Origin of the sequence: Chryseobacterium sp. KLBC 52 (assembly GCF_003347605.1) — a bacterium.
In the GTDB taxonomy this organism is placed as follows: domain Bacteria; phylum Bacteroidota; class Bacteroidia; order Flavobacteriales; family Weeksellaceae; genus Chryseobacterium.
In genome coordinates this window covers 90,435-112,553 of the sequence record NZ_QDFZ01000004.1, presented here as the reverse complement: position 1 = coordinate 112,553, position 22,119 = coordinate 90,435, and the positions used below count along the sequence as shown (strand labels likewise).

Below are 22,119 nucleotides of genomic sequence, written 5' to 3'. Positions count from 1 at the left end.
AATCAAATAGGATTCAATAACAATAGACAGTTTTTATTCAATAAAAAATATTTTTTTCATTAATAAAATTCATTTTAACAAATTATTAATAATTCAAGAAAAATTATTTAGAACTATTATAAATTAATAGAGGTGGAAAAATAAAAAAACCACTTTATAAAAAAGTGGTTTTCACATATTTAGGATATATTTATTTCAGTTTCTTCTTAACTGCTACTTCTTCGTAAACTTCAAGGATATCTCCGATTTCAATATCATTGTAACCTTTCAGATTCAGACCACATTCGTAACCTTTCGTTACTTCCTTAACATCATCTTTGAAACGTTTCAAACTTTCAAGTTCACCGTCGAATTTAACAATACCATCTCTTAGTAGACGTACTTTAGATTGTCTTGTTACTTTTCCGGTAAGAACCATACAACCTGCAATGGTTCCTACTTTAGAAATCTTGAATACCTCACGGATTTCAACATTACCAATTACCTGTTCCTGAATTTCCGGAGAAAGCATTCCCTCCATCGCTTCTTTTACTTCATCGATTGCTTTATAGATTACAGAGTAAGTTCTGATCTCAATTTCTTCACGATCTGCAAGTTCTTTTGCATTGGCACCCGCTCTTACATTGAATCCAATGATGATGGCATCTGATGCTGCCGCTAAGTTGATATCAGATTCAGTGATCTGTCCAACACCTGAGTGAAGAATTTTAACACTGATTTCTTCTGTTGATAATCTTTGTAACTGATCAGAAAGAGCTTCTACGGAACCATCCACGTCCCCTTTAAGGATAATGTTCAGTTCTTTGAATTCTCCTAAAGCAATACGTCTACCCAATTCTTCAAGTGTCGTATGCTTCTTCGTTCTGATGGATAATTCTCTTTGTAGTTGTTCCCTTTTATTGGCAATAGCTTTACCTTCACTTTCGTCAGCATATACACGGAATTTATCACCTGCAGTAGGCGCTCCGTCCAAACCTAAAATTGTTGCAGGAATTGATGGCCCGGCTTCTTTTAGATTTTTTCCTCTTTCATCAAGCAAAGCTTTTACTTTACCGTGATTTTTACCTGCTACTACATAATCACCTACTCTTAAAGTTCCGGTCTGTACCAACATTGTTGCTACATAACCTCTACCTTTATCTAAAGATGCTTCAATAACAACTCCGTTTGCTGCACGGTCCGGATTTGCTTTCAACTCAAGCATTTCAGCCTGTAGTAAAACTTTTTCCAACAATACATCTACGTTATTACCGAATTTAGCTGAAATCTCCTGTGCCTGAACATTTCCACCCCATTCTTCTACTAAAACCGGTGGATTTAATCCTGATAACTGCTGACGGATGTTGTCCGGGTTTGCGTTCGGCTTATCTACTTTGTTGATAGCAATAATCATTGGTACTCCTGCAGCCTGAGCGTGGGCAATAGCTTCTTTTGTTTGAGGCATCACATCATCATCGGCAGCAATTACGATAATGGCAATATCTGTAATCTGTGCACCTCTTGCTCTCATCGCCGTAAAGGCTTCGTGACCTGGTGTATCTAAGAAAGTAATTCTCTGACCGTTTTCCAGTTTCACGTTATAAGCACCAATGTGCTGAGTAATCCCTCCGGATTCACCGGCAATTACGTTTGTTTTTCTAATGTAGTCCAACAATGAAGTCTTACCGTGGTCAACGTGTCCCATTACAGTAACTACAGGAGCTCTCTGCAATAAGCTTTCTTCAGTATCTACTTCATCTTCTGCATCTGTATCTTCAAGATCAGCATCTGAGAATTCAATTTTATAACCGAATTCATCTGCTACTAATAATAAGGTATCAGCTTCAAGTCTTTGGTTCATCGTAACCATTACCCCTAATGAGAAACAAGCAGAAATTACTTCAGTTGGAGAAACATTCATCAAACTTGCCAATTCACCTACTGTGATGAATTCTGTTACTTTAAGAGTTCTGTCTTGTGCTTCAAGCTCCTGCTGACGCTCATCCTGTTCTCTACGGAAAGTTCTCTTGTCTTTTCTGTGTTTTGCAGATTTAGATTTCCCTCCTTTATTAGTAAGTTTTTCTAATGTTTCCTTGATCTGGTTCTTAACTTGCTCATCAGTTAGCTCAACCGGCATAACTCTTTGCCCAGGTCTGTTGTTCTGACCTCCTTTTTTGAAGCCACCACCTTGACCTTGACGGTTTCCACCACCCTGGTTATTTCCAAAACGGTTTCCGCCCTGGCCACCTTGACCTTGAGGACGATTTCCTTGTCCTCCCTGACCACCTTGGCGGTTTCCACCTTGTCCACCGTTGTTATTATGCTGACGGTTTCCTTGGCCTTGCCCACCTTGGTTGTTGTTATTATTTCCAGAGTTTTGATTATTCCCCTGACCTTGTTGGTTATTCTGGCCACCAGGTTTTTCAATTCTCTTTCTTTTCTTTTTTGCTCCGGCACCTGGCTTTGGCGCAAACTGAGTCAAATCGATCTTTTCCCCAACGATCTTAGGACCGTCAAGTTTCTGATATACTGTCTCAATTTTTTGTGGTTCCTGAGATTCAGGTTCAGCCTCAGCTTTTGGAGTTTCCACTTTTTTCTCCTCTGCAACCACTGGTTTTGGAGTTTCTTTTATTGGTTCCACAGGTTTAACTTCTTCTTTTTTCTCCTCCATTTTTGGTTTGTCTTTTTTCACAGGTCTGTTTCTAGATTCTATTTGAGACAAATCAATTTTATCCAAAACTTTAAATTCCTGCTTTTCTGGCGCTGCTTTAACTTCCGGCTGTTGTTCTTCTTTCACGATTTCTTCTTTCTTTTCTTCAACCGGTGTCGCAACAGGAGCCACAGGAGCTGCAGGAGCTTCTTCAACTTCAGGCTTCTTAGGTTCTAAGTCTATTTTACCTAAAATTCTAGTTTCTGGTTTATTTGCTTTAGCTCTTATCACTTCAGGGGTTTTCTTTTCTTCAATTTCCAGCTTTTCTTCCGGAACTTTAGTGATCACCACCTCATGGGAAGCCTTTCTTTGTTCGCCGTCTTTAGCAAACTCAGCCTCCAATGCAGAATATGCCGCTTCTTCCAATTGAGCGTTAGGATTGCTTTCAACTTCAAAACCCCTTGATTGTAAAAACTCTACTAATCTGGACATCGAAATGTTGAATTCCTTAACCGCTTTATTTAATCTAATTTTTGGCATTTATATTATTTACTGTTTTTTAATTTTTAAAATTAAAGTATTTCCTTTTTACTGTTTATTAAAATTTATTTAAAATCTTAATCTTCAAATTCTTCTCTCAGAATACGTTTAACCTCTTCGATGGTTTCTTCTTCAAGGTCTACCATATTTAAAAGACTTTCAGTTTCTTTATCCAATACTGATTTTGCAGTCGTAAGTCCTACTTTCTTAAACTCATCCAAAATCCACTGCTCGATATCATCGTTAAATTCTCTCAATTCAACATCGTCATCCTCGCTGGACTCTCTGTATACATCAATTTCATATCCTGACAACCAAGAAGCCAATCTGATATTCTGACCTTGTTTTCCAATTACTTTAGAAATCTCTTCAACAGGAGTATATACTAATGCATAGTTTTGATCCTCATTGATGTCAATTTTATTGACTGTAACATTTCCTAATGCTCTCTTCACCAAAATCTCAGGGTTTTTAGACCACTGAATAACATCGATGTTTTCATTTCTCAACTCTCTTACAACGCCATGAATTCTGGATCCTTTCACTCCTACACAAGCTCCTACCGGATCAATTCTGTCATCATAAGCATCTACCGCAATCTTCGCCTTTTCGCCAGGAATTCTCACTACCTTTTTCAGGATAATTGTTCCGTCCTGGATTTCAGGAATTTCCAGCTCTAATAACTTCTCAAGGAATTTAGGTGCAGTTCTGGAAATAATAATCTGTGGTTTAGAACCTTTAAAATCTACTGTCTCAACAATAGCTCTGATATTCTCACCCTTTTTAAAGAAATCGGATGGGATCTGGTTTTCTTTTGGTAAAATAAATTCATTTCCTTCATCATCCAGCAGAATCACGTGCTTATGACGGATGTGGTGGATTTCTCCAACAACAATTTCACCAATTTTATCTCTAAACTGTTCGTACAGCATTGCATTATTGTGTTCCTGAAGTTTTGTAGCAAGGATTTGCTTAAGGGTAAGAATATTTCTTCTTCCCAACTGTGCAACAGGAATTTCCATTGTAAAGTCCTCACCTACTTCGAAGGTAGGGTCAATCTTCTTCGCTTCAGAAATTTCAATTTCCAAATCGTCATCTTCAGACATTTCGTCCTCTACAATTGTTTTATTTAAAAATATCTGAAAATCTCCTTTATCCGGGTTTACAATCACATCAAAATGATCATCTGAATCGAATCTTTTTCTTAAAAGAGTCTTCAGTGAATCTTCAATAATTGCCATAAGATCAATCTTACTGATCCCTTTTTCGTCTTTAAAATCACCAAAGGATTCAATCAACGCTATATTATCCATCTATTCTTTTTTCTTTTTAAAATTTAATTACTACTAATGCTTTTTTGATCTCAGGATAAGAAATCTCTTTCTCTTCCTCCACATCTACTTTTCCTTTTCCGATATCTTTCGGCTTACGGTAACGTAAAACAAGTGTGATCTTCTCATCGTCTACTTTTGACAATTCCCCTTCAATTTTAGAAGAATCCTCCAGCATCACCTCAATCTCTCTTCCAATGTTTTTACTGAACTGTCTTGGTGTGGATAATGGCTCGCTCAGTCCGGCAGACATCACCTGAAGGCTGAAGTCATGCTCTTCACGATCCATATTAAATTCGATTGCGCGGCTTGCATCAAGGCAGTCCTGCAAAGAAACTCCGTTATCACCATCCAAAATCACTGTAATATCATCCCCTGGAGAAATTTTAAGATCAATAAGAAACAGATCTTTTCTGGTCTCAAGGAATTCATTTAATAATTCTTCAATTCTTTTTCTAAACTCCATATATTTTTATCTTGATTTACAGTACGAAAAAAGGCTTTCTTCCGAAGCCTTCCCATTTTTTCCGTAAATCCATTGCAAATATAAGCTTTTTTTCTAAAAATGCAAAATAATCTTAAGTATCAAGTAAATAGGGGCAGATTCATTTACAATAAATTAAAAGAATATGTCGGAGGATTTTTATTACTTTTGTCTCTAGAATTTTAAAACAGACATTTTGAATATAACGATTGTAGGAACAGGTTATGTGGGATTAGTTACAGGAACTACTCTGGCAGAACTTGGCAATTCAGTATACTGTGTTGATATTGATGAAAAAAAAGTAGAAGGTATGAAAAACGGCATTGTTCCCATCTATGAGCCGAACCTTGAAGAAATGTTTTTAAGAAACATCCAGTCTGAAAGATTATTTTTCACTACCAATCTTAAAGAGGCTTTAGACAAAAGCGAAGTTATATACCTGGCGTTGCCAACTCCTCCGGGAGAAGATGGATCTGCGGATCTGTCTTATGTACTTCAGGTAGCTAATAGTATAGGTGAAATGATGACTGAATACAAAGTCATTGTCAATAAAAGTACTGTTCCTGTGGGAACTGCAGACAGAGTGAGAGAAACAATTTCTTCCAAAACAGACATCCCTTTTGATGTGGTTTCAAATCCTGAATTTTTAAGAGAAGGGTTTGCTGTTGAAGATTCAATGAATCCATCAAGAGTTGTAGTAGGGGCAAGTTCGGACAAAGCCAAAGACATTATGTCTAAAATATACCAGCCTTTTACCAATACCGGAATTCCCATCATTTTCATGGATGAGAAATCATCGGAGCTTACCAAATATGCCGCGAACTCATTTTTAGCGGTAAAAATCACCTTCATGAACGAAATTGCCAACTATTGTGAAAAAGTAGGCGCGGACGTAGATAAGGTAAGACTGGGAATGGGTAGCGACGACAGAATCGGGCACAGATTCTTATTCCCGGGGATCGGATATGGAGGCAGCTGCTTTCCTAAAGATGTAAAAGCACTTATAAAATCCGGAAAACAGGAAGATTTTAATTTCCAGATCCTGGAAGCTACTGAAAATGTAAATACTACCCAGAAAGTTATCTTAGTGTCTGAAATTGAAAAATATTTCGGTGGAAGTATTAAAGGAAAGAAAATCGCCATGTGGGGACTAGCCTTTAAAGCAAACACAGATGACATCAGAGAAGCTTCATCTTTAGACAACATCGCTCTACTATTGGAGAAAGGTGCAGAGATCATTGCTTATGATGCTGTTGCAGAAAGGAATGTTCAGAAGCTTTTAGGTGATACAATACAATACGCCAAAGGAATGTATGATGCACTGGAAGATGTGGACGCACTATTTATTGCTACAGAATGGCCGGAATTCAAAAATCCTAATTTTGAACTGATGGCTAAAAAAATGAAAAACAAAGTCATTTTTGACGGCAGAAATATGTACCCGCTGGAAATCCCGGAACAAAACGGATTTCATTATAAAAGTATAGGAAGAAAGATCATCACAAAATAAATCAATGAAAAACATTATTATTACAGGAGGCGCCGGATTTATTGGCTCCCATGTTGTAAGAGAATTTGTAAAAAACAATCCGGACACCACCATCATCAATCTTGATGCTCTTACTTATGCCGGAAATCTGGAAAATTTAAAGGACATTGAAAATGAGCCTAATTATGTTTTCGAAAAAGCAGATATCACAAAACCGGAAGAACTTAGAAAAGTTTTCGAAAAATATAATCCGGATGCAGTTGTACATTTAGCAGCAGAAAGCCACGTAGACAGAAGTATTACAGATCCAATGGCGTTTATCAACACGAATGTGAACGGAACCGCTAATCTTCTGAATCTTTGTAAAGAATTCTGGACGTTAAATCCTGATCACACTCACGGCAGATTCCCGGATGAAAAAAGAAACAATCTTTTCTATCATATTTCCACGGATGAAGTATATGGAAGTTTAGGCGAAACAGGATTCTTTTTGGAAACCACATCATACGACCCTCAATCTCCGTATTCAGCTTCAAAAGCAGCTTCTGACCATTTGGTAAGAGCTTACGGAAACACCTATGGAATGCCTTTCATCGTATCTAACTGTTCCAACAACTACGGTCCGAATCATTTCCCTGAAAAATTGATTCCCCTTTGTATTTCAAATATCATCAATGAGAAACCTCTTCCTATTTATGGTGACGGAAAATACACCAGAGACTGGTTATTTGTTATTGACCACGCCAAAGCGATTCATCAGATTTTTAAGGAAGCAAAAACAGGAGAGACTTATAATATAGGAGGATTCAACGAGTGGCAGAATATTGATCTTGTAAAAGAACTGATCAAACAAATGGATGCCAAACTGGAAAGACCGGAAGGTTATTCAGAAAAACTGATCACTTTTGTAAAAGACAGACCTGGCCATGATAAACGTTACGCCATTGATGCCACAAAACTGAATAAAGATTTAGGCTGGAAACCTTCAGTAACTTTTGAAGAAGGATTAGCAAAAACCATTGACTGGTATCTGGAAAACAAGGAATGGCTGGAAAATGTAACTTCAGGAAATTATCAGGATTACTACAACAAGCAGTACAGCTAAATATATTGAGATAACAGGGAAATAAAAGCCTTTGTACTCAACAGAAATTCAACTCACAACACAAAAGAAATAAGCGCAAAACGCACCAAAACATGAAAGGAATAATATTAGCCGGAGGTTCCGGAACAAGACTTTACCCTCTTACCATTGCAGTAAGCAAGCAGCTGATGCCTGTTTACGACAAACCCATGATCTATTATCCGCTTTCCACATTGCTTCTAGCGGGAATTAAAGATATTTTGATCATCACTACTCCCCATGATCAGGCAGGTTTTATCAAGCTTTTGGGCGACGGCTCACAAATTGGCTGTAATATAGAATATGTTGTTCAGCCAAGCCCGGATGGGTTAGCACAAGCATTTATCCTTGGTGAACAGTTTATTGGCAACGATCCGGCCGCACTGGTACTGGGAGATAATATTTTCTATGGTTCCGAAATGGGAACTTTACTGAAAAACAAAACCAATCCGGAAGGAGGAGTTGTTTTCGCTTATCACGTTGCAGACCCTGAAAGATACGGTGTAGTGGAATTTGACAAAAACCTGAAAGCCGTTTCTATTGAAGAAAAGCCTTTAAATCCTAAGTCAAATTATGCTGTTCCCGGTCTGTATTTTTATGATAATAATGTAGTGGAAATTGCGAAAAATATCAAACCTTCTGCGAGAGGTGAGCTGGAAATCACAGATATCAACAATGTTTACTTAAATAGCGGGAAACTTGAAGTAGCTGTTCTCAACAGAGGAACTGCATGGCTGGATACAGGAACTTTTGATTCTCTTCATGACGCTTCAGAATTTGTAAGTGTTATTGAAAAAAGACAAGGATTTAAAATTGGCTGTATTGAAGAAATTGCCTTCAGAAACAAATTCATTGATGAAGAAAAACTTCTTGAAACTGCTACCAAATATGGCAAAAGCGGATATGGCGAATATCTGAAACAACTTATCGGAAAATAACAATTATAATTTATAAAATTCATAGACTATTGGCTTTATGGCCAATAGTTTTTGTTCATACCGTCAAATATCAATATATTAGTTGTTGATTTTTAGTTTTATTGACTATGAAAATTCATAAACTAAGAGATACGGTAAGAATTAATTATTATAAATTTGCAAAAACTTACACAGATGAATGAACCACAACAGAAGTGGACAGAGACGATTGATGCAGATCATTCGTTATTTGACTTGAAGCTAAAAGAAGTCTGGAGATACAAAGATCTTGTTTATATGTTTGTAAAAAGAGATTTTGTATCCAGCTTTAAGCAGACTATTTTGGGCCCAATCTGGTTTTTTATTAATCCCATTTTAACTACCATTGTCTATCTGGTTATTTTTGGAAGGATTGCCAAATTACCTACAGACGGAGCTCCGCCACTCCTTTTCTATCTGGCTGGAGTTACTCTCTGGAATTACTTTTCTTCATCATTATTGGCCACCTCCTCTACTTTCACCGGAAATGCAGGAATCTTCGGGAAAGTATATTTCCCGAGACTGGTTACTCCATTATCTATTGTCATCTCCAATCTGATGCGGTTTGGTGTACAGCTTATTTTGTTTATTCTTGCCTGGGCATATTATTATAGTAAAGGAGAAGTTCATCCTAATATCTGGATTCTTGCAACTCCTTTCCTAATATTCTTAATGGCACTTTTTGCATTAGGAGTTGGGATGATCTTTTCTTCGCTGACTACAAAGTATAAAGATCTTGCAATGCTATTGGGCTTTGGTGTAAGTTTATATATGTATGCAACTCCAGTCATATATCCTGTTTCCTCATTACCGGGATTTTTTAAAAAACTGGCTTATTATAATCCTTTAACAGGTATTTTTGAATGTTTTAAATATGCTTGGATAGGCGTTGGAGACTTTTCTCCTGCCATGCTGGGAATTAGTACGGTTATTATTCTTATCCTTTTAATGATAGGAATTGTTGTTTTCAATAAGGTCGAAAAAACCTTTATGGATACTGTATAACCTTTGTTGGTAAACTTTTTTATTAATTTTAAATCATTTAAGAATATGCTGTCTTTAAAAGCAGAAAATATATCCAAACAATATCGCCTGGGACAAGTCGGGACAGGTACTCTGTCTCATGACCTTAACAGGTTCTGGCATAAAGTAAGAGGAAAAGAAGATCCTTATCTTAAAATTGGGGAGGCCAATGACAGAACGACAAAAGGATTATCAGACTATGTATGGTCTCTTCGTGATATTGATTTTGAAATCGAACAAGGTGATGCTGTCGGAATTATCGGCAGAAATGGTGCTGGAAAATCAACTTTGCTTAAGGTTTTAAGTAAAGTTACAAAGCCCACTACAGGAAAGATATATACCAACGGAAGAATAGCATCTCTGCTTGAGGTAGGAACAGGATTTCACCCTGAAATGACGGGAAGAGAAAATGTTTTCCTTAATGGAGCTATTTTAGGAATGACAAGAAAGGAGATCAAAAGGAAGTTTGATGAGATTGTAGATTTTTCCGGTGTTGAAAGATATATAGATACTCCTGTAAAAAGGTATTCTTCAGGAATGTATGTTCGTCTGGCGTTTGCAGTAGCAGCTCATTTAGAGTCTGAAATACTAATCGTAGATGAAGTTTTAGCGGTGGGAGATTCAGAATTTCAGAAAAAATGTCTTGGTAAAATGAATGATGTAACGAGAGGAGAAGGACGAACTATTCTTTTTGTAAGTCATAATATGACTGCCGTTAAAGAATTATGTTCAAAAGGAATCCTTTTAAACCAGGGTCAGATTAATTACCAAGGTGATATACTTAGTACTATCATAGAATATCAAAAAAGCAGTGCAACAGAAAGCTCTTACATTTACAATGGCAACCTTGACGAAGCCATTGGTAATGAAAATATCAGAATAAAAGAATTTCTCGTAACTCCTATCAAAGGAGAATTATTAGATATTGATTCCGGAGTACACGTAAAACTTGTATTCCAGAATTATTGCCCCAATATTACACTTGATACAACATTTGAATTGAAAAATTATGAAGAGTTGATAATTTTCCATGTTGGAAACCCTGTCTCTAATAGTGATTCAAAAATTGGAGAATATATTGTAGAATTTGATATACCTGCCGGACTTTTAAATGCAGGAAATTATTATTTCAAACTCTATTTTGGACAGGATCAAAAAATTCTTTTGTTTGGGATTGACAACTTTATTGGATTTGAGGTAGAAAATGTAAAAGTTGGAACAATGATGCATATTTATCCCGGAGTAACAAGACCCACTTTTGAATACAAAGTACAAACGCCATGATACCGAAAATAATAGAACTTCCTAAAATATATGATAAAAGAGGAAACTTATCCTTTTTTGAACATCCTAATCAATTGCCTTTTGAAATAAAGAGAACATACTGGGTATATGATGTTCCCGGCGGAGAAGTTAGGGGAAGCCATGCCTTCAAAGAACAGCAGGAATTTATTATTGCGCTTTCAGGAAGTTTTGATGTTATAATCCATAATGGAAAGGAGGAACAAAGATTTTCCTTAAACAGATCTTATTATGGTCTATATATTCCTAAAATGTTTTGGCGAAGACTGGAAAACTTTTCAACCAACTCACTAGCTCTTATTGTATCTGACAGAGAATACAATGAAAATGATTATATAAGAGATTTCGAAGAATTTAAAATACTGGCTGATGAAAAATAATATTTCTGTATTTGACTGTAATGTTATTGATTTAGGAAAAATCAGTTTTGATGAAGGGAACCTTACAGTGGTTGAAAACCATTCATCTTTTCCATTTAATGTAAAAAGAGTTTTCTATTTATATGATATTGCCGGAGGTGAAAGCAGAGGAGCTCATTCCCACAAAGAATGTCACCAATTCCTGATTGCAGCAAGTGGCAGTTTTGAAGTTTCTTTAGATGATGGAAAATTTAAGCGACAGGTTTTTCTTAACCGTCCTGATTTAGGATTGCATATTCCTCCCGGGATCTGGGCTTCAGAAATTAATTTTTCTTCTGGAGCTATTTGTCTTGTGCTCGCTTCACATACTTATAATGAAAAAGACTATATAAGAGATTATGAGGACTTCTTAAGTTTTCGTCAACTTACCCTTGTAGAATATACTCCGGAAATACTTAATAAATCCTGGGATTGGCTCAATGAACCGGAAATTAAACATTTAACAAGCACTCCTGATTTTTCAAAAGATGATCAACAAAAATGGTTTGCTTCACTTAATCAAAATTCTGCATATTGGGTCAAAGGCATCCAGTACAACAATACTATTATCGGAGTTGCCGGACTTAAAAATATAAATCTTGATGATAGATCTGCCGAGTATTTCGGATATATCGGAGAAAAGGAATATTGGGGAAAAGGATTAAGTGCTGAAATTTTTAAACACATTTTTAAATTTGCTAAGAAAGAGTTTAATTTAAAAAGCCTATATCTAAAGGTTATAGCAGAAAATACAAGAGCTATAAAAGCTTATGAGAAAGCAGGTTTTGTAAAACAGAATTCTACAGATTCTAATATAATCATGTCCATAAACTTATAAGATGGCTATTGAAATAAAAAAGTACAGAAAAGAGTATTATGATGAATGGAATCAATTCATCATAGAAAGTAAAAACGGACTTTTCTTTTTTGATAGGGATTTTATGGAGTATCACTCTGATCGTTTCAAAGACCATTCACTTCTAATTTTTAAAAATAATAAAATTGCAGCAGTGCTACCTGCTAACGAATCCGAAAGACAAATTATTTCTCATGGTGGTTTGACTTTTGGGTCATTAATTGTATCATATGCCATAAAAGCCAGTGAAGTGCTGGAAATTTTTAATGAAATAAAGAAATACTATTCTGATCTTTCTTTTAATGAAATAATATACAAGGCGATTCCTCATATTTTTCATAAATATCCTGCTGAAGAAGATTTGTATGCACTTTTTCGGAATGATGCCAATCTTTTCAGAAGAGATATTTCATCTGTTATCGATCTTTCTCATCCGATCCGATTTTCAGAAACAAAAAGACAACTCGTAAGAAAGTGCAAAGAAAATAATGTAAGAGTTACAGAAAATACAAACTTCGAAGAATATTGGAGTTTACTTTCCTCTGTCCTTCAGAAATTTGATACAAAACCAGTACATACAGCAGAGGAAATCACTCTTTTAAAAGAAAAATTCCCCGAAAACATAAGACTTTTCGAAGCCAATCAGGATGGCAGGATTTTGGCTGGTATTGTTATTTTTGATTTTGGAAATACCATTCATACGCAGTATATGGCAGCCTCATCAGAAGGAAGGAAAGCAGGCGCATTGGATTTTATCAATCATTTTCTTTTGGAAAAATTCAACGACCGAAAATATTACAGTTTTGGAATTTCCACAGAAAACCAGGGTAAATATTTAAATGAAGGACTAATTCAGCAGAAAGAAAACATGGGAGCAAGGGGAATTGCCTTAGACTTTTATTCAATTAAACTTTAAACTATGATTAAATTTCTTGATTTACAAAAGGTAAACTTACAATATCAAAACGAGATAGAAGCCAAACTTTTAGAAGTCTTTCGCTCCGGATGGTATCTTATGGGAGGTCAGCTTTCAAGCTTCGAAAAAAATCTTTCAGATTATATCGGAGTCAAACATACTATTGGTGTTGCCAATGGTTTGGATGCTTTAAGGCTCATTTTAAGAGCCTATATAGAATTAGGAGTAATAAATATCGGAGATGAAATTATTGTTCCCTCCAATACTTATATTGCTTCTATTTTAGCTATTTCAGATAATGGATTAATTCCTGTTTTGGTAGAACCGGAAATTAACACATATAATATTGACATCTCAAAAATTGAAGAAAAAATCACTGCAAAAACCAAGGGTATTCTTATTGTTCACCTTCAGGGCAGAATTGTATTCTCTGATTCACTTAAAGAAATTGCAAGAAAGCATAATCTAAAAATTATAGAAGATAATGCTCAGGCAATCGGGGCAGAATGGAATGGAATAAAATCGGGGAATCTCGGGGATGCAGCTGGTTTCAGCTTTTATCCGGGAAAAAATTTAGGAGCCTTGGGCGATGCAGGTGCCGTAACCACTAATGATGATGATTTGATGAAAGCCATCAGAGCTTTGGCCAATTATGGTTCCAATCAAAAATATGTAAATATATATAAAGGTTTAAATTCCAGACTTGATGAAATTCAGGCCGCCGTTTTGGATATTAAATTAAAGTATATTGACAACGAAAATAAAATAAGAAGGGAGATTGCAAAACGTTTTATTCACGAAATAAAAAGCCCAGCAGTCATTCTCCCAGAATATCCTGTTGATGAAAATGAACATGTTTGGCATGTATTTGTTATCCGCTCCGAAAGAAGAGATGAACTGCAGTCTTATCTTACAGAAAATGGAGTTCAGACTCTAATTCATTATCCTATTCCTCCTCATAAGCAAGAAGCATATAAAGTCTGGAATGATCTTTCTTTTCCAATCAGTGAGAAGATTCATGCTGAAGTATTGAGTCTACCAATTTCTCCTGTTATGGATACTGAAGAAATAAATAAAATTATTGAGATTATAAATAAGTTTTAGTCCATGTCAAGACTATTAGAGAATAAAAAATATTTCCTTAAAACATTAAAAATTGCTAAACTTCTTTTTGACGAAGAGAAGTTTAATGATTGTTTGATGTATATAGAAAAAATATCATATTCAGCATGGTATAATTTTCCGGGATATTACACCTCTAATTGTTTCGAATCAATTATCAGAAATATTGCTCTTAAAAATTTAGATTTTGAGGACGTACATATTCAAGATACCACAGAGGATAAAACATTGCATCTTTTTTCTGAAATAAGCAATATTGGAGGACATTCAAAACTTATTTTCAGCTGGATGGAAAATGATAAAAACAGTAAACATTATCTGATGAGCACCTGGCAGAATTTTCAGGAGATTTCTGAAATAGCCAGATCCTATCAATATAAAATAGATAATAATGTATTTACTTATGATCAGAAGCTAAACATTATTGAAAAATCACAAAAAATAGTAGATACTTTAAAAGAAAATAATTTCAGTAGAATTATTCTGCATATTCATCCGCATGATGTAATTCCGTCAATGATCTTTTCTTCCAATAAATTAAAAAGTCCTGTTTTTTTTCTCAATCATGCTGAGCATACTTATTGGCTGGGTGCACCTGTTACAGATTTTTTGCTTCAGATAAGAGAATCAAATATTTTAAAAGATTCTAAAAACAGAAATATTCCTGTGCAAGACCAGTTCTTCTTGCCAATACCTGTAGATGAATCATATTCATTAAAAAAGACGGAGAAAAATACATTCAATATTATTTCAATCGGCAGAGAATCGAAATATGAGCCTAATCAGGAATATAATTTCTATCAGGAAGCATTAAAAATTGTAGAAAAATTTGAACATGTTATCTTTACTATCGTAGGTATTGAACTCCATAATCCCAACAGGAAAATTTATGTACACGAACGATTAATTTTCATTCATCCTACAAGAGAGATTAACCAATATATTGAAAATGCAGACTTATATTTAGAAGGTTTTCCTATACCATCTTTCACATCACTTCTGGAACCAGCAATGGCAGGAGTTCCTTTTGTACTGCATTATAATCCGGCAAGTGTATATAAGGTTTTTGATGATAATAAGGAAAAAGGAATATTCTACCCGAAAGATTTGAAAAACTGGGAGTTAGAAGTAGAGATGATGATCTCAGATAAAAATTACAGGAACCTCATCACCAGACAACAATTAACATATTTACAGGAGAACTATTCATCACAAGGTTGGAACAAAAAACTAACAGAGATTAAGGATTCTTGTAAAAACAAACAACATAATATCCGAACTCTCCCTAACGACGAAAAGTATGTGGATGGTAGAGATGAAGAATTAGTATCAGTTATTGAGTCAAAACTAACCAATCATTATTCGTATACAAACCGGCTAGGATTTTTTTCAAAATTAAAAGTCATAGCATTATCTTTTGATAATCCCTCATGGGTAAAAATTCAACCCTGGAAACAAACGATAAAATATTTATTTAATAGATAATTTAAGCACATCAATATGAAAATAAGACCAATCGCCATTCATTTACCACAATTTCATCCGTTCCCTGAAAATGATGAATGGTGGGGAAAAGGTTTTACAGAGTGGACTAACGTCACAAAAGCAAAACCACTATTTGAAAACCATTATCAGCCGCACCTGCCTTCAGATCTCGGTTTTTACGATCTAAGACTTGAAGAGGCAAGAATAGCGCAAGAATTATTGGCTAAGCAATACGGAATTTATGGGTTTTGTTACTACCATTACTGGTTTAATGGTAAAAGATTAATGAATGAACCTATCGACAGAAAATTAAAAAATCCTAAAGAAGATCTTCCTTTTATGCTTTGCTGGGCAAATGAAAACTGGACCAGACGCTGGGATGGGAATGATCAGGAAGTTTTAATTGAGCAGAAATATTCCGTTCATGACAACGAAGATCATATCGATTTTTTGCTTCCAATCTTCATGGATGAAAGATATATCAAAGTAAACAATAAACCTATCATTGTCATTTATAAACCTAATATTTTGCCCAATGTACAGGAAACAATCAAATGTTGGCGGGAAAAAGCAAAAACAGTGGGCTTGGAACTGTATATATGCCATATGGTTTTTTCATATCAAAAAGACTGGGATCAATTAGTTGAAGGTTTTGATGCTGCAATTGATTTTGAACCTTTTGGTGTACGCAGAAAAAGCGTGTTCAAAGAGATTCAGGAAAGGAAAAGAAAACCTAAACCAGGTATTATAGACCGTGTAAAGAATACTTTCACTGAAAAAAAGATAGAGAACATCCACAATAAAGTCCCCTATAAATGGATGGGAGAGCATTTAAAGCATCTGAAGGATTTTGATTTCAAACTTTATCCTTCTCTTGTTCCAGGATGGGATAATACATCCAGAAGAGGTACGAATCCTACTCTGATACTTGAGAACTCTACACCTGAGTATTTTGGAGACTGGCTTTCAAAAATTAAGTCAGATTTCAATCCTTATTCTGAAGATGAGAATTTTATTTTCATTAATGCATGGAATGAATGGGCTGAAGGAAATCACTTAGAACCTGATCAGAAATTTGGAACACAATATCTGGAATCTGTAAAAAAACTATTTTTGAATCAATTATGAAAAAAATAAAGCCCCTTGCATTTTATCTCCCTCAATACCACCCCGTTCCGGAAAATGACGAATGGTGGGGAAAAGGATTTACAGAATGGACCAATGTAAGTAAAGCCAAGCCTTTATTCGAAGGACATGAACAGCCCATATTTCCCGCAGATCTTGGATATTATGATCTCCGTGTTCCTGAAGTAAGAGAACAGCAGGCGCAAATGGCAAAAGATTATGGAGTACATGGGTTTATCTTTTATCATTACTGGTTTGGCAGCGGCAAACAATTGCTGGAACGCGTTGCCAATGATGTACTGAAATCAGGGAAACCGGATTTCCCTTTCTGTTTCTGCTGGGCCAATGAAACATGGTCAGGGATATGGCATGGATTGTCAGAGAAAATACTGGCAGAACAGACCTATCCTGACGAACAGGATTTAATTGCTCATTTCGAATATCTGCTTCCTTTCTTTAAAGATGAAAGGTATATCAAAGTGGATAATAAGCCTCTTTTTATCATCTATGATCCCAACCATTTAAATGAAGGCGATCCCCATTATATCTCAAAGTTCAGAGAGCTTGCAAGAGAAAACGGATTTGACGGATTGTACGTGATGGCTTCCAATAAACTTTCTGATGCCATTGATTTTCAATCTATGGGATACGACAGTAAAATTTCCAATGCTTTTCAGAAAGCCTGGGTACCGCATATTAATAAAAAGGAATACATTTCACATTCTCAATATTATAAAAATAGAATAAAGGGATTAATCGGATTTAAGAAAAAAGAACAGCCTAAAGTCAGAATTCAGGATGCTCAAGAGGTCGTAAATGACTTGAAGTTTGAAGAAAGCAATGTTCCTACCTATCCATGTATACTGCCTAATTGGGACAATACCCCAAGAAGCGGATACAGAGGCATCATATTGGCTAATAATTCTCCAGAACTATTCGAAAAGCAGGTTGAGAAAGCGGTAGAATATCTCGAAGATAAAAAAAATTATCCAGAGCAGTTTCTTATTGTTAAATCCTGGAATGAGTGGGCAGAAGGAAACATCCTGGAGCCGGACAGAAAAAATGGCTTCGGCTATTTGAATGCATTAAAAAAAATCTTGAATAAACACAGTAGAAATGAGTAAATTCAGTGTACTTATTGCCAATTATAATAATGGTCACTTTTTTGAAAAGTGTTACCAGAGTTTAATGGCTCAGACTGAAACAGACTGGGAAGCAGTCATTTTGGACGATGGCTCTACTGATGATTCTCTTGAAGTCATAAGAAAAATTATAGGCAATGATCAGCGGGTTAAAATCAATCAAAATGATCAGAACCGAGGAATCGGATATACCAAAAAGAGATTAATACAGCTTGCTGAATCTGAAATTTGCGGTTTTTTAGATCCTGATGATGCGTTAACAAAACATGCCTTGGAGCTTGTTATTAAAACTCATGCCGAATATCCCGAAGCAGGTATGGTGTATTCCAATCTGGTATTTTGTGATGAACATCTTAATCCGAAATCAGTACATAAAGCGAAGCAGATTACAGAGTTGGACCATTCTTACTATAACTTTAATGGAGAAATTTCACATTTTGCTACTTTCAAAAAAAAGATATACGAGAAAACTTCCGGTATTGACCCGTTTCTAAAAATAGCTGAAGATAAAGACTGGTACATGAAAATGTGCGAGGTAGCTCCGGTACAGTATATCGACGAAGATTTGTACCTGTACAGAATTCACCAAAATGGAATATCTACCACAAAAAATACAGAAAAAGCACTCTTCTGGCATTGGGTAGCCATTATTAAAATGGCAGAAAGGCGAAACATCAATATTGAAGATCTTTTTCTGGAAAACTATATTCCGAAAAACAAATACAAATATGCCCTTGATAAACTGGACCGTGTGAAGAATTCACGATGGGCAAAACTGGGAAATAAACTTGGACTATTTAAAATCTTCAGGTACCTGTAAGATTTTTTAAACCGTTTAGATAAAAATATATGATTATTGGCAATGGAATTTTAGCAGCAGCCGTAAGACCTTATGACAGAGAAGATATCCTTTTTTTTGCATCGGGGGTTTCCAATTCTCTGGAAAAGAACCCTGCAGAATTTGAAAGAGAGATTTCTCTGTTAACAAAAGTGACAGAAGAATTTCCTGAGAAAAAACTGGTTTACTTTTCAACCTGCAGTATTTATGATCCTACAAAAAAGGATAGTCCATACGTTAATCATAAGCTTAACGCTGAAAAATTCATTACAGAACACTGCAAAAACTTTGTCATTTTCAGAATTGGAAATGCAGTAGGGCGTGGGGGAAATCCAAACACATTGATTAACTTCCTTAAGAACTCAATTCTGGCCGGAACTCAATTCACAATACACAACAATGCAAAGAGAATTCTCATTGGTACTGATGATATTGCTCTGTTTACCAAACAGTATATGGATGTACTGAACAATGAAATTATTAATCTCACCTACCCTTATCAGTATTCTCTTCCTGAAATTTTGTTTCAGCTGGAACAGCATTTGGGAAAAAAAGCAGTATTTGAAAATATTGACGAAGGTTCTTATTATAATATAGAATTCAATCCCCGTACAGAATCTTTTTTCACGGGAATTTCTTCTGAGGATTATTTAAAAAAATTATTTTCAGCCTATTTATAAAGTAAAACGTATCGAATGACAAATAAAGTTTCCATTATTGTTCCTTGTTTTAATCATGCAAAATATCTGGAAGAATGCATACAGTCTGTGATGAGCCAGTCTTACACCAATTGGGAATGCATTATTGTAGATGACGGTTCTACTGATGATACTGCAATAGTATCCAGAAAACTTGAAAATGATAAAATACGCTATGTTTATCAGGAAAACAAAGGTCTTTCCGGAGCCAGAAATACAGGAATCAGAAATGCTATAGGAGATTATATTCTGCCTCTGGATGCAGATGATACGCTTAATCCGCTTGCTTTAGAAAAGATGGTGGCTGTATTTGATCAGAACCCTGCTACTTTAATCGTTTTTTCAGATACGGTTACTTTTGGGCATACCAGCAAAAAATCAAATTTACAGGAAACATTCACCCTTAAGGAATTGCTTTTGGGAAATAAATTATACTGTACCTCCATGTTTGCCAAAAAGTATTTTGATGAAGGCATTATTTATGACGAAAAATTAAGACATGGATTTGAAGACTGGGAGTTTTGGATACAGCTTATATCTTCACACAGAAACCAGCCCATCACAAAAATTGATTACGTTGTTTTCAATTACAGGTCTCACCCCGACACTTCCATGATAAAAGATATCACCGGCAGCAATGATAAAAAAGAGTTTATCTACCATGCCGTTTATGAAAAACACAAAGCACTGTTTCATGAGTTTTTCCCCAGTTATATAGCCCTTTTAAACAGAAAAACATTTTATGAAAAAAAACTGGAGAATATATACAACAGTAAACCTTACAGAATATTTAACTTTTTAAAAAATTTATTTAGATGAGTCAGTTTGTACACGTGATCATGACAAGATTCAATGTTCCCACAAAAGGTTGGAACGAAACACGTTCAGGATATAAACCTCTAACGGAAGAATGGCTGGATGACCGGTTCAAGTTATTCAGAACTTACGTACTTCCTTCCTATAAAAACCAAACCAATCAAAACTATATCTGGCTAACTTTTTTTGATGTAAATACGTCTGATAAGTTCAGAAAAATCATCAAAGAAATCGAAGCAGAATATCCTGTTTTCAGAGCCGTTTTCGTAGAGGATTTTGATGTAATGAAAACCAAAGCGGTAGAAGTAATTCCTCAATTCTTCACTCCTGACACAAAATTTGTTATCACCAGTGAGCTTGATAATGATGACATGCTTCATCAGGACTATGTAAAAACAGTTCAGGAACATTTTAAACCGATTCATGATCTTGTGATTGACTTAAGAAGAGGATATCAGCTGACAATGCTTCCTGATCGTAAAGCGGTCGTAAATGTATATAATGCGGTCGTAAATCCATTTGTAAGCCTCGCAGAAAGTGTGGATAACTTCAAAACCATGTTAAAAGAAAGAGCTCACAATAGTTATCGTCACTATCCGGATTTCTCTGTGGAAGACAGCAAGGAAATGTATATACAGATTATCCACCAATACAATCTGATGAATGTTACCTTTAAACATAAAGCTGTTCCTGAGGTTGATTTTTCAGAATATGGAATGACTGAAGACACAAAATTTACAATAGACCGCTTCAAAACACTTCAGCATAATATTGCCAGAGTACCCTTTGTAATGGGACTTATTCTGAAAAAAGTTTTTAAAAGATAAAGTGAGATATTCGTAATGAAGCTTAATAATCTCCAGATATTAAGAGGAATTTCAGCATTACTGGTATGCTGCTTTCACTTTCGTGAAACGATCAACTTACCCGGGCTGAATCTTGGTGATATTCTTTTTAAAAAAGGAAGTATCGGTGTTCCCGTATTTTTTATTATCAGTGGGTTTATCATGGCTTTTACCACTCAAAAAATAAATTTCAGTAAGGATTCTTTTCAGCAGATTACTTTATTTTATAAAAGAAGGGTGATCAGAATTGTTCCGCTCTATTATCTTTTGACCTTTGCTGCCATAATACCGGGTGGTGGTTTATTCATATACTTTCATGGGGAGGGACTTTATGAGCTTATTCATTCACTATTATTCCTCCCTACACAAAAGGAATTTCCAGTGCTTTTCCTGGGCTGGTCTTTAAATTTTGAGATGTTCTTTTATCTCATATTCGGTCTCTCATTATTTTTTAAAGAAAAAAGGTATTATTTCATCGTTGGATTTTTCGTTCTGACTGCCATTTTGGGATATTGTATGCATTTTGAAAGCCCTTATCTGAAGATGGTAACCCATTCGCTGAATCTTTACTTCATTGTAGGAATTCTCTTTGCTCTCTTACTGAACCAATATACAGTTCCAAAGAAATGGGCAGCGATAATTTCTGTAATAGGAATTACATCCTTTATACTTGTTTTGCTTAGTATCATTCCGATAGATAATGATTGGATAAAACTGGCAATTATCTCCGCGTTTGTATTTTCCTTCCTCACTTTTGACTATATATTCCATTGTAAAGGAAACAAGTTCTTAATATTTCTTGGAGACATTTCCTATTCGTTGTACCTGTCACATCCTTTTGTAGGAATTATTTTAAAAAGATTTAAAGTTGAAGGCTACTTAAACATTCCTTTTTTTCTTCTTAAAATTGTTTTAGTTATTATTGTAGCTTCACTTCTATACTATTTAGTAGAGAAAAGAGTTACCCGTTATTTGAAAATTAAATTAAAAGCATAATCCGA

At 35.3% G+C, this 22,119-nt stretch carries 20 protein-coding genes; 17 read left to right on the top strand and 3 right to left on the bottom strand.

What is annotated here, in order from left to right:
- Positions 1-190: 190 nt before the first annotated feature.
- The 3 genes from infB to rimP form a co-directional block, all read right to left on the bottom strand.
- Entirely contained in the window at positions 191-3,169 is a 2,979-nt protein-coding gene (infB, locus tag DDF69_RS05395; RefSeq protein ID WP_114819880.1) for a translation initiation factor IF-2, read from the bottom strand.
- A gap of 77 nt (positions 3,170-3,246) precedes the next feature.
- Positions 3,247-4,482: a transcription termination factor NusA gene (nusA, locus tag DDF69_RS05390; RefSeq protein WP_034691439.1), complete on the bottom strand. Its 1,236-nt coding sequence runs from the start codon at positions 4,480-4,482 to the stop codon at positions 3,247-3,249.
- 16 nt (positions 4,483-4,498) lie between these two features.
- The gene (gene rimP, locus DDF69_RS05385; protein ID WP_114819879.1) at positions 4,499-4,966 is read right to left on the bottom strand and encodes a ribosome assembly cofactor RimP; all 468 of its coding nucleotides are present in this window, start codon (positions 4,964-4,966) and stop codon (positions 4,499-4,501) included.
- A gap of 214 nt (positions 4,967-5,180) precedes the next feature.
- Between rimP and DDF69_RS05380 the strand changes: the two genes are divergently transcribed.
- The 17 genes from DDF69_RS05380 (at position 5,181) to DDF69_RS05300 (ending at position 22,114) form a co-directional block, all read left to right on the top strand.
- The gene (locus DDF69_RS05380; protein ID WP_114819878.1) at positions 5,181-6,494 is read left to right on the top strand and encodes a UDP-glucose dehydrogenase family protein; all 1,314 of its coding nucleotides are present in this window, start codon (positions 5,181-5,183) and stop codon (positions 6,492-6,494) included.
- Between the two features lie 4 nt (positions 6,495-6,498).
- Complete coding sequence (rfbB, locus tag DDF69_RS05375; RefSeq protein WP_110008472.1) at positions 6,499-7,578, top strand: dTDP-glucose 4,6-dehydratase; 1,080 nt, start codon at positions 6,499-6,501, stop codon at positions 7,576-7,578.
- A gap of 92 nt (positions 7,579-7,670) precedes the next feature.
- Positions 7,671-8,534 carry a glucose-1-phosphate thymidylyltransferase RfbA gene (gene rfbA / locus DDF69_RS05370; protein WP_114819877.1) on the top strand — a complete coding sequence of 288 codons (864 nt, stop codon included), beginning with the start codon at positions 7,671-7,673 and terminating at the stop codon, positions 8,532-8,534.
- Between the two features lie 174 nt (positions 8,535-8,708).
- A complete protein-coding gene (locus DDF69_RS05365; protein ID WP_114819876.1) occupies positions 8,709-9,557 on the top strand; it encodes an ABC transporter permease in 849 nt (282 codons plus the stop codon).
- A 45-nt stretch (positions 9,558-9,602) separates the two neighbouring features.
- Positions 9,603-10,859: a polysaccharide ABC transporter ATP-binding protein gene (locus DDF69_RS05360; protein ID WP_114819875.1), complete on the top strand. Its 1,257-nt coding sequence runs from the start codon at positions 9,603-9,605 to the stop codon at positions 10,857-10,859.
- Positions 10,856-11,257 carry a sugar 3,4-ketoisomerase gene (locus tag DDF69_RS05355; protein WP_114819874.1) on the top strand — a complete coding sequence of 134 codons (402 nt, stop codon included), beginning with the start codon at positions 10,856-10,858 and terminating at the stop codon, positions 11,255-11,257. Before DDF69_RS05360 ends, DDF69_RS05355 begins: the two co-directional genes overlap by 4 nt.
- Positions 11,247-12,113 carry a GNAT family N-acetyltransferase gene (locus DDF69_RS05350; protein WP_114819873.1) on the top strand — a complete coding sequence of 289 codons (867 nt, stop codon included), beginning with the start codon at positions 11,247-11,249 and terminating at the stop codon, positions 12,111-12,113. The genes DDF69_RS05355 and DDF69_RS05350 overlap by 11 nt, the downstream gene beginning before the upstream one ends.
- Before the next feature lies 1 nt (position 12,114).
- Positions 12,115-13,047 carry a GNAT family N-acetyltransferase gene (locus DDF69_RS05345; RefSeq protein ID WP_114819872.1) on the top strand — a complete coding sequence of 311 codons (933 nt, stop codon included), beginning with the start codon at positions 12,115-12,117 and terminating at the stop codon, positions 13,045-13,047.
- 3 nt (positions 13,048-13,050) lie between these two features.
- Positions 13,051-14,151 carry a DegT/DnrJ/EryC1/StrS family aminotransferase gene (locus tag DDF69_RS05340; RefSeq protein WP_114819871.1) on the top strand — a complete coding sequence of 367 codons (1,101 nt, stop codon included), beginning with the start codon at positions 13,051-13,053 and terminating at the stop codon, positions 14,149-14,151.
- Positions 14,152-14,154: 3 nt separating this feature from the next.
- Positions 14,155-15,654 (top strand): glycosyltransferase family 4 protein, encoded by a 1,500-nt coding sequence (locus DDF69_RS05335; RefSeq protein WP_114819870.1) that lies wholly within the window; start codon positions 14,155-14,157, stop codon positions 15,652-15,654.
- Between the two features lie 15 nt (positions 15,655-15,669).
- Positions 15,670-16,782: a glycoside hydrolase family 99-like domain-containing protein gene (locus tag DDF69_RS05330; protein ID WP_114819869.1), complete on the top strand. Its 1,113-nt coding sequence runs from the start codon at positions 15,670-15,672 to the stop codon at positions 16,780-16,782.
- Positions 16,779-17,903, top strand: coding sequence for a glycoside hydrolase family 99-like domain-containing protein (locus DDF69_RS05325; protein WP_114819868.1), 1,125 nt, complete (start codon positions 16,779-16,781; stop codon positions 17,901-17,903). The genes DDF69_RS05330 and DDF69_RS05325 overlap by 4 nt, the downstream gene beginning before the upstream one ends.
- Positions 17,896-18,741, top strand: coding sequence for a glycosyltransferase family 2 protein (locus DDF69_RS05320; protein ID WP_114819867.1), 846 nt, complete (start codon positions 17,896-17,898; stop codon positions 18,739-18,741). Before DDF69_RS05325 ends, DDF69_RS05320 begins: the two co-directional genes overlap by 8 nt.
- A 29-nt stretch (positions 18,742-18,770) precedes the next feature.
- Positions 18,771-19,439, top strand: coding sequence for a hypothetical protein (locus DDF69_RS05315; RefSeq protein ID WP_114819866.1), 669 nt, complete (start codon positions 18,771-18,773; stop codon positions 19,437-19,439).
- A gap of 15 nt (positions 19,440-19,454) precedes the next feature.
- Entirely contained in the window at positions 19,455-20,276 is an 822-nt protein-coding gene (locus tag DDF69_RS05310; protein ID WP_114819865.1) for a glycosyltransferase family 2 protein, read from the top strand.
- Positions 20,273-21,100 (top strand): glycosyltransferase, encoded by an 828-nt coding sequence (locus DDF69_RS05305; RefSeq protein WP_114819864.1) that lies wholly within the window; start codon positions 20,273-20,275, stop codon positions 21,098-21,100. Before DDF69_RS05310 ends, DDF69_RS05305 begins: the two co-directional genes overlap by 4 nt.
- 15 nt (positions 21,101-21,115) lie before the next feature.
- Positions 21,116-22,114, top strand: a complete 999-nt coding sequence (locus tag DDF69_RS05300) for an acyltransferase family protein (RefSeq protein WP_114819863.1) — start codon at positions 21,116-21,118, stop codon at positions 22,112-22,114.
- Positions 22,115-22,119: the final 5 nt, after the last annotated feature.

What these genes read in the sequence shown, in the direction of transcription:
- infB (WP_114819880.1), bottom strand. Translation starts at nt 3,169, where the DNA reads ATGCCAAAAATTAGATTAAATAAAGCGGTTAAGGAATTCAACATTTCG.
- nusA (WP_034691439.1), bottom strand. Translation starts at nt 4,482, where the DNA reads ATGGATAATATAGCGTTGATTGAATCCTTTGGTGATTTTAAAGACGAA.
- rimP (WP_114819879.1), bottom strand. Translation starts at nt 4,966, where the DNA reads ATGGAGTTTAGAAAAAGAATTGAAGAATTATTAAATGAATTCCTTGAG.
- rfbB (WP_110008472.1), top strand. Translation starts at nt 6,499, where the DNA reads ATGAAAAACATTATTATTACAGGAGGCGCCGGATTTATTGGCTCCCAT.
- rfbA (WP_114819877.1), top strand. Translation starts at nt 7,671, where the DNA reads ATGAAAGGAATAATATTAGCCGGAGGTTCCGGAACAAGACTTTACCCT.
- DDF69_RS05365 (WP_114819876.1), top strand. Translation starts at nt 8,709, where the DNA reads ATGAATGAACCACAACAGAAGTGGACAGAGACGATTGATGCAGATCAT.
- DDF69_RS05360 (WP_114819875.1), top strand. Translation starts at nt 9,603, where the DNA reads ATGCTGTCTTTAAAAGCAGAAAATATATCCAAACAATATCGCCTGGGA.
- DDF69_RS05355 (WP_114819874.1), top strand. Translation starts at nt 10,856, where the DNA reads ATGATACCGAAAATAATAGAACTTCCTAAAATATATGATAAAAGAGGA.
- DDF69_RS05350 (WP_114819873.1), top strand. Translation starts at nt 11,247, where the DNA reads ATGAAAAATAATATTTCTGTATTTGACTGTAATGTTATTGATTTAGGA.
- DDF69_RS05345 (WP_114819872.1), top strand. Translation starts at nt 12,115, where the DNA reads ATGGCTATTGAAATAAAAAAGTACAGAAAAGAGTATTATGATGAATGG.
- DDF69_RS05340 (WP_114819871.1), top strand. Translation starts at nt 13,051, where the DNA reads ATGATTAAATTTCTTGATTTACAAAAGGTAAACTTACAATATCAAAAC.
- DDF69_RS05335 (WP_114819870.1), top strand. Translation starts at nt 14,155, where the DNA reads ATGTCAAGACTATTAGAGAATAAAAAATATTTCCTTAAAACATTAAAA.
- DDF69_RS05330 (WP_114819869.1), top strand. Translation starts at nt 15,670, where the DNA reads ATGAAAATAAGACCAATCGCCATTCATTTACCACAATTTCATCCGTTC.
- DDF69_RS05325 (WP_114819868.1), top strand. Translation starts at nt 16,779, where the DNA reads ATGAAAAAAATAAAGCCCCTTGCATTTTATCTCCCTCAATACCACCCC.
- DDF69_RS05320 (WP_114819867.1), top strand. Translation starts at nt 17,896, where the DNA reads ATGAGTAAATTCAGTGTACTTATTGCCAATTATAATAATGGTCACTTT.
- DDF69_RS05315 (WP_114819866.1), top strand. Translation starts at nt 18,771, where the DNA reads ATGATTATTGGCAATGGAATTTTAGCAGCAGCCGTAAGACCTTATGAC.
- DDF69_RS05310 (WP_114819865.1), top strand. Translation starts at nt 19,455, where the DNA reads ATGACAAATAAAGTTTCCATTATTGTTCCTTGTTTTAATCATGCAAAA.
- DDF69_RS05305 (WP_114819864.1), top strand. Translation starts at nt 20,273, where the DNA reads ATGAGTCAGTTTGTACACGTGATCATGACAAGATTCAATGTTCCCACA.
- DDF69_RS05300 (WP_114819863.1), top strand. Translation starts at nt 21,116, where the DNA reads ATGAAGCTTAATAATCTCCAGATATTAAGAGGAATTTCAGCATTACTG.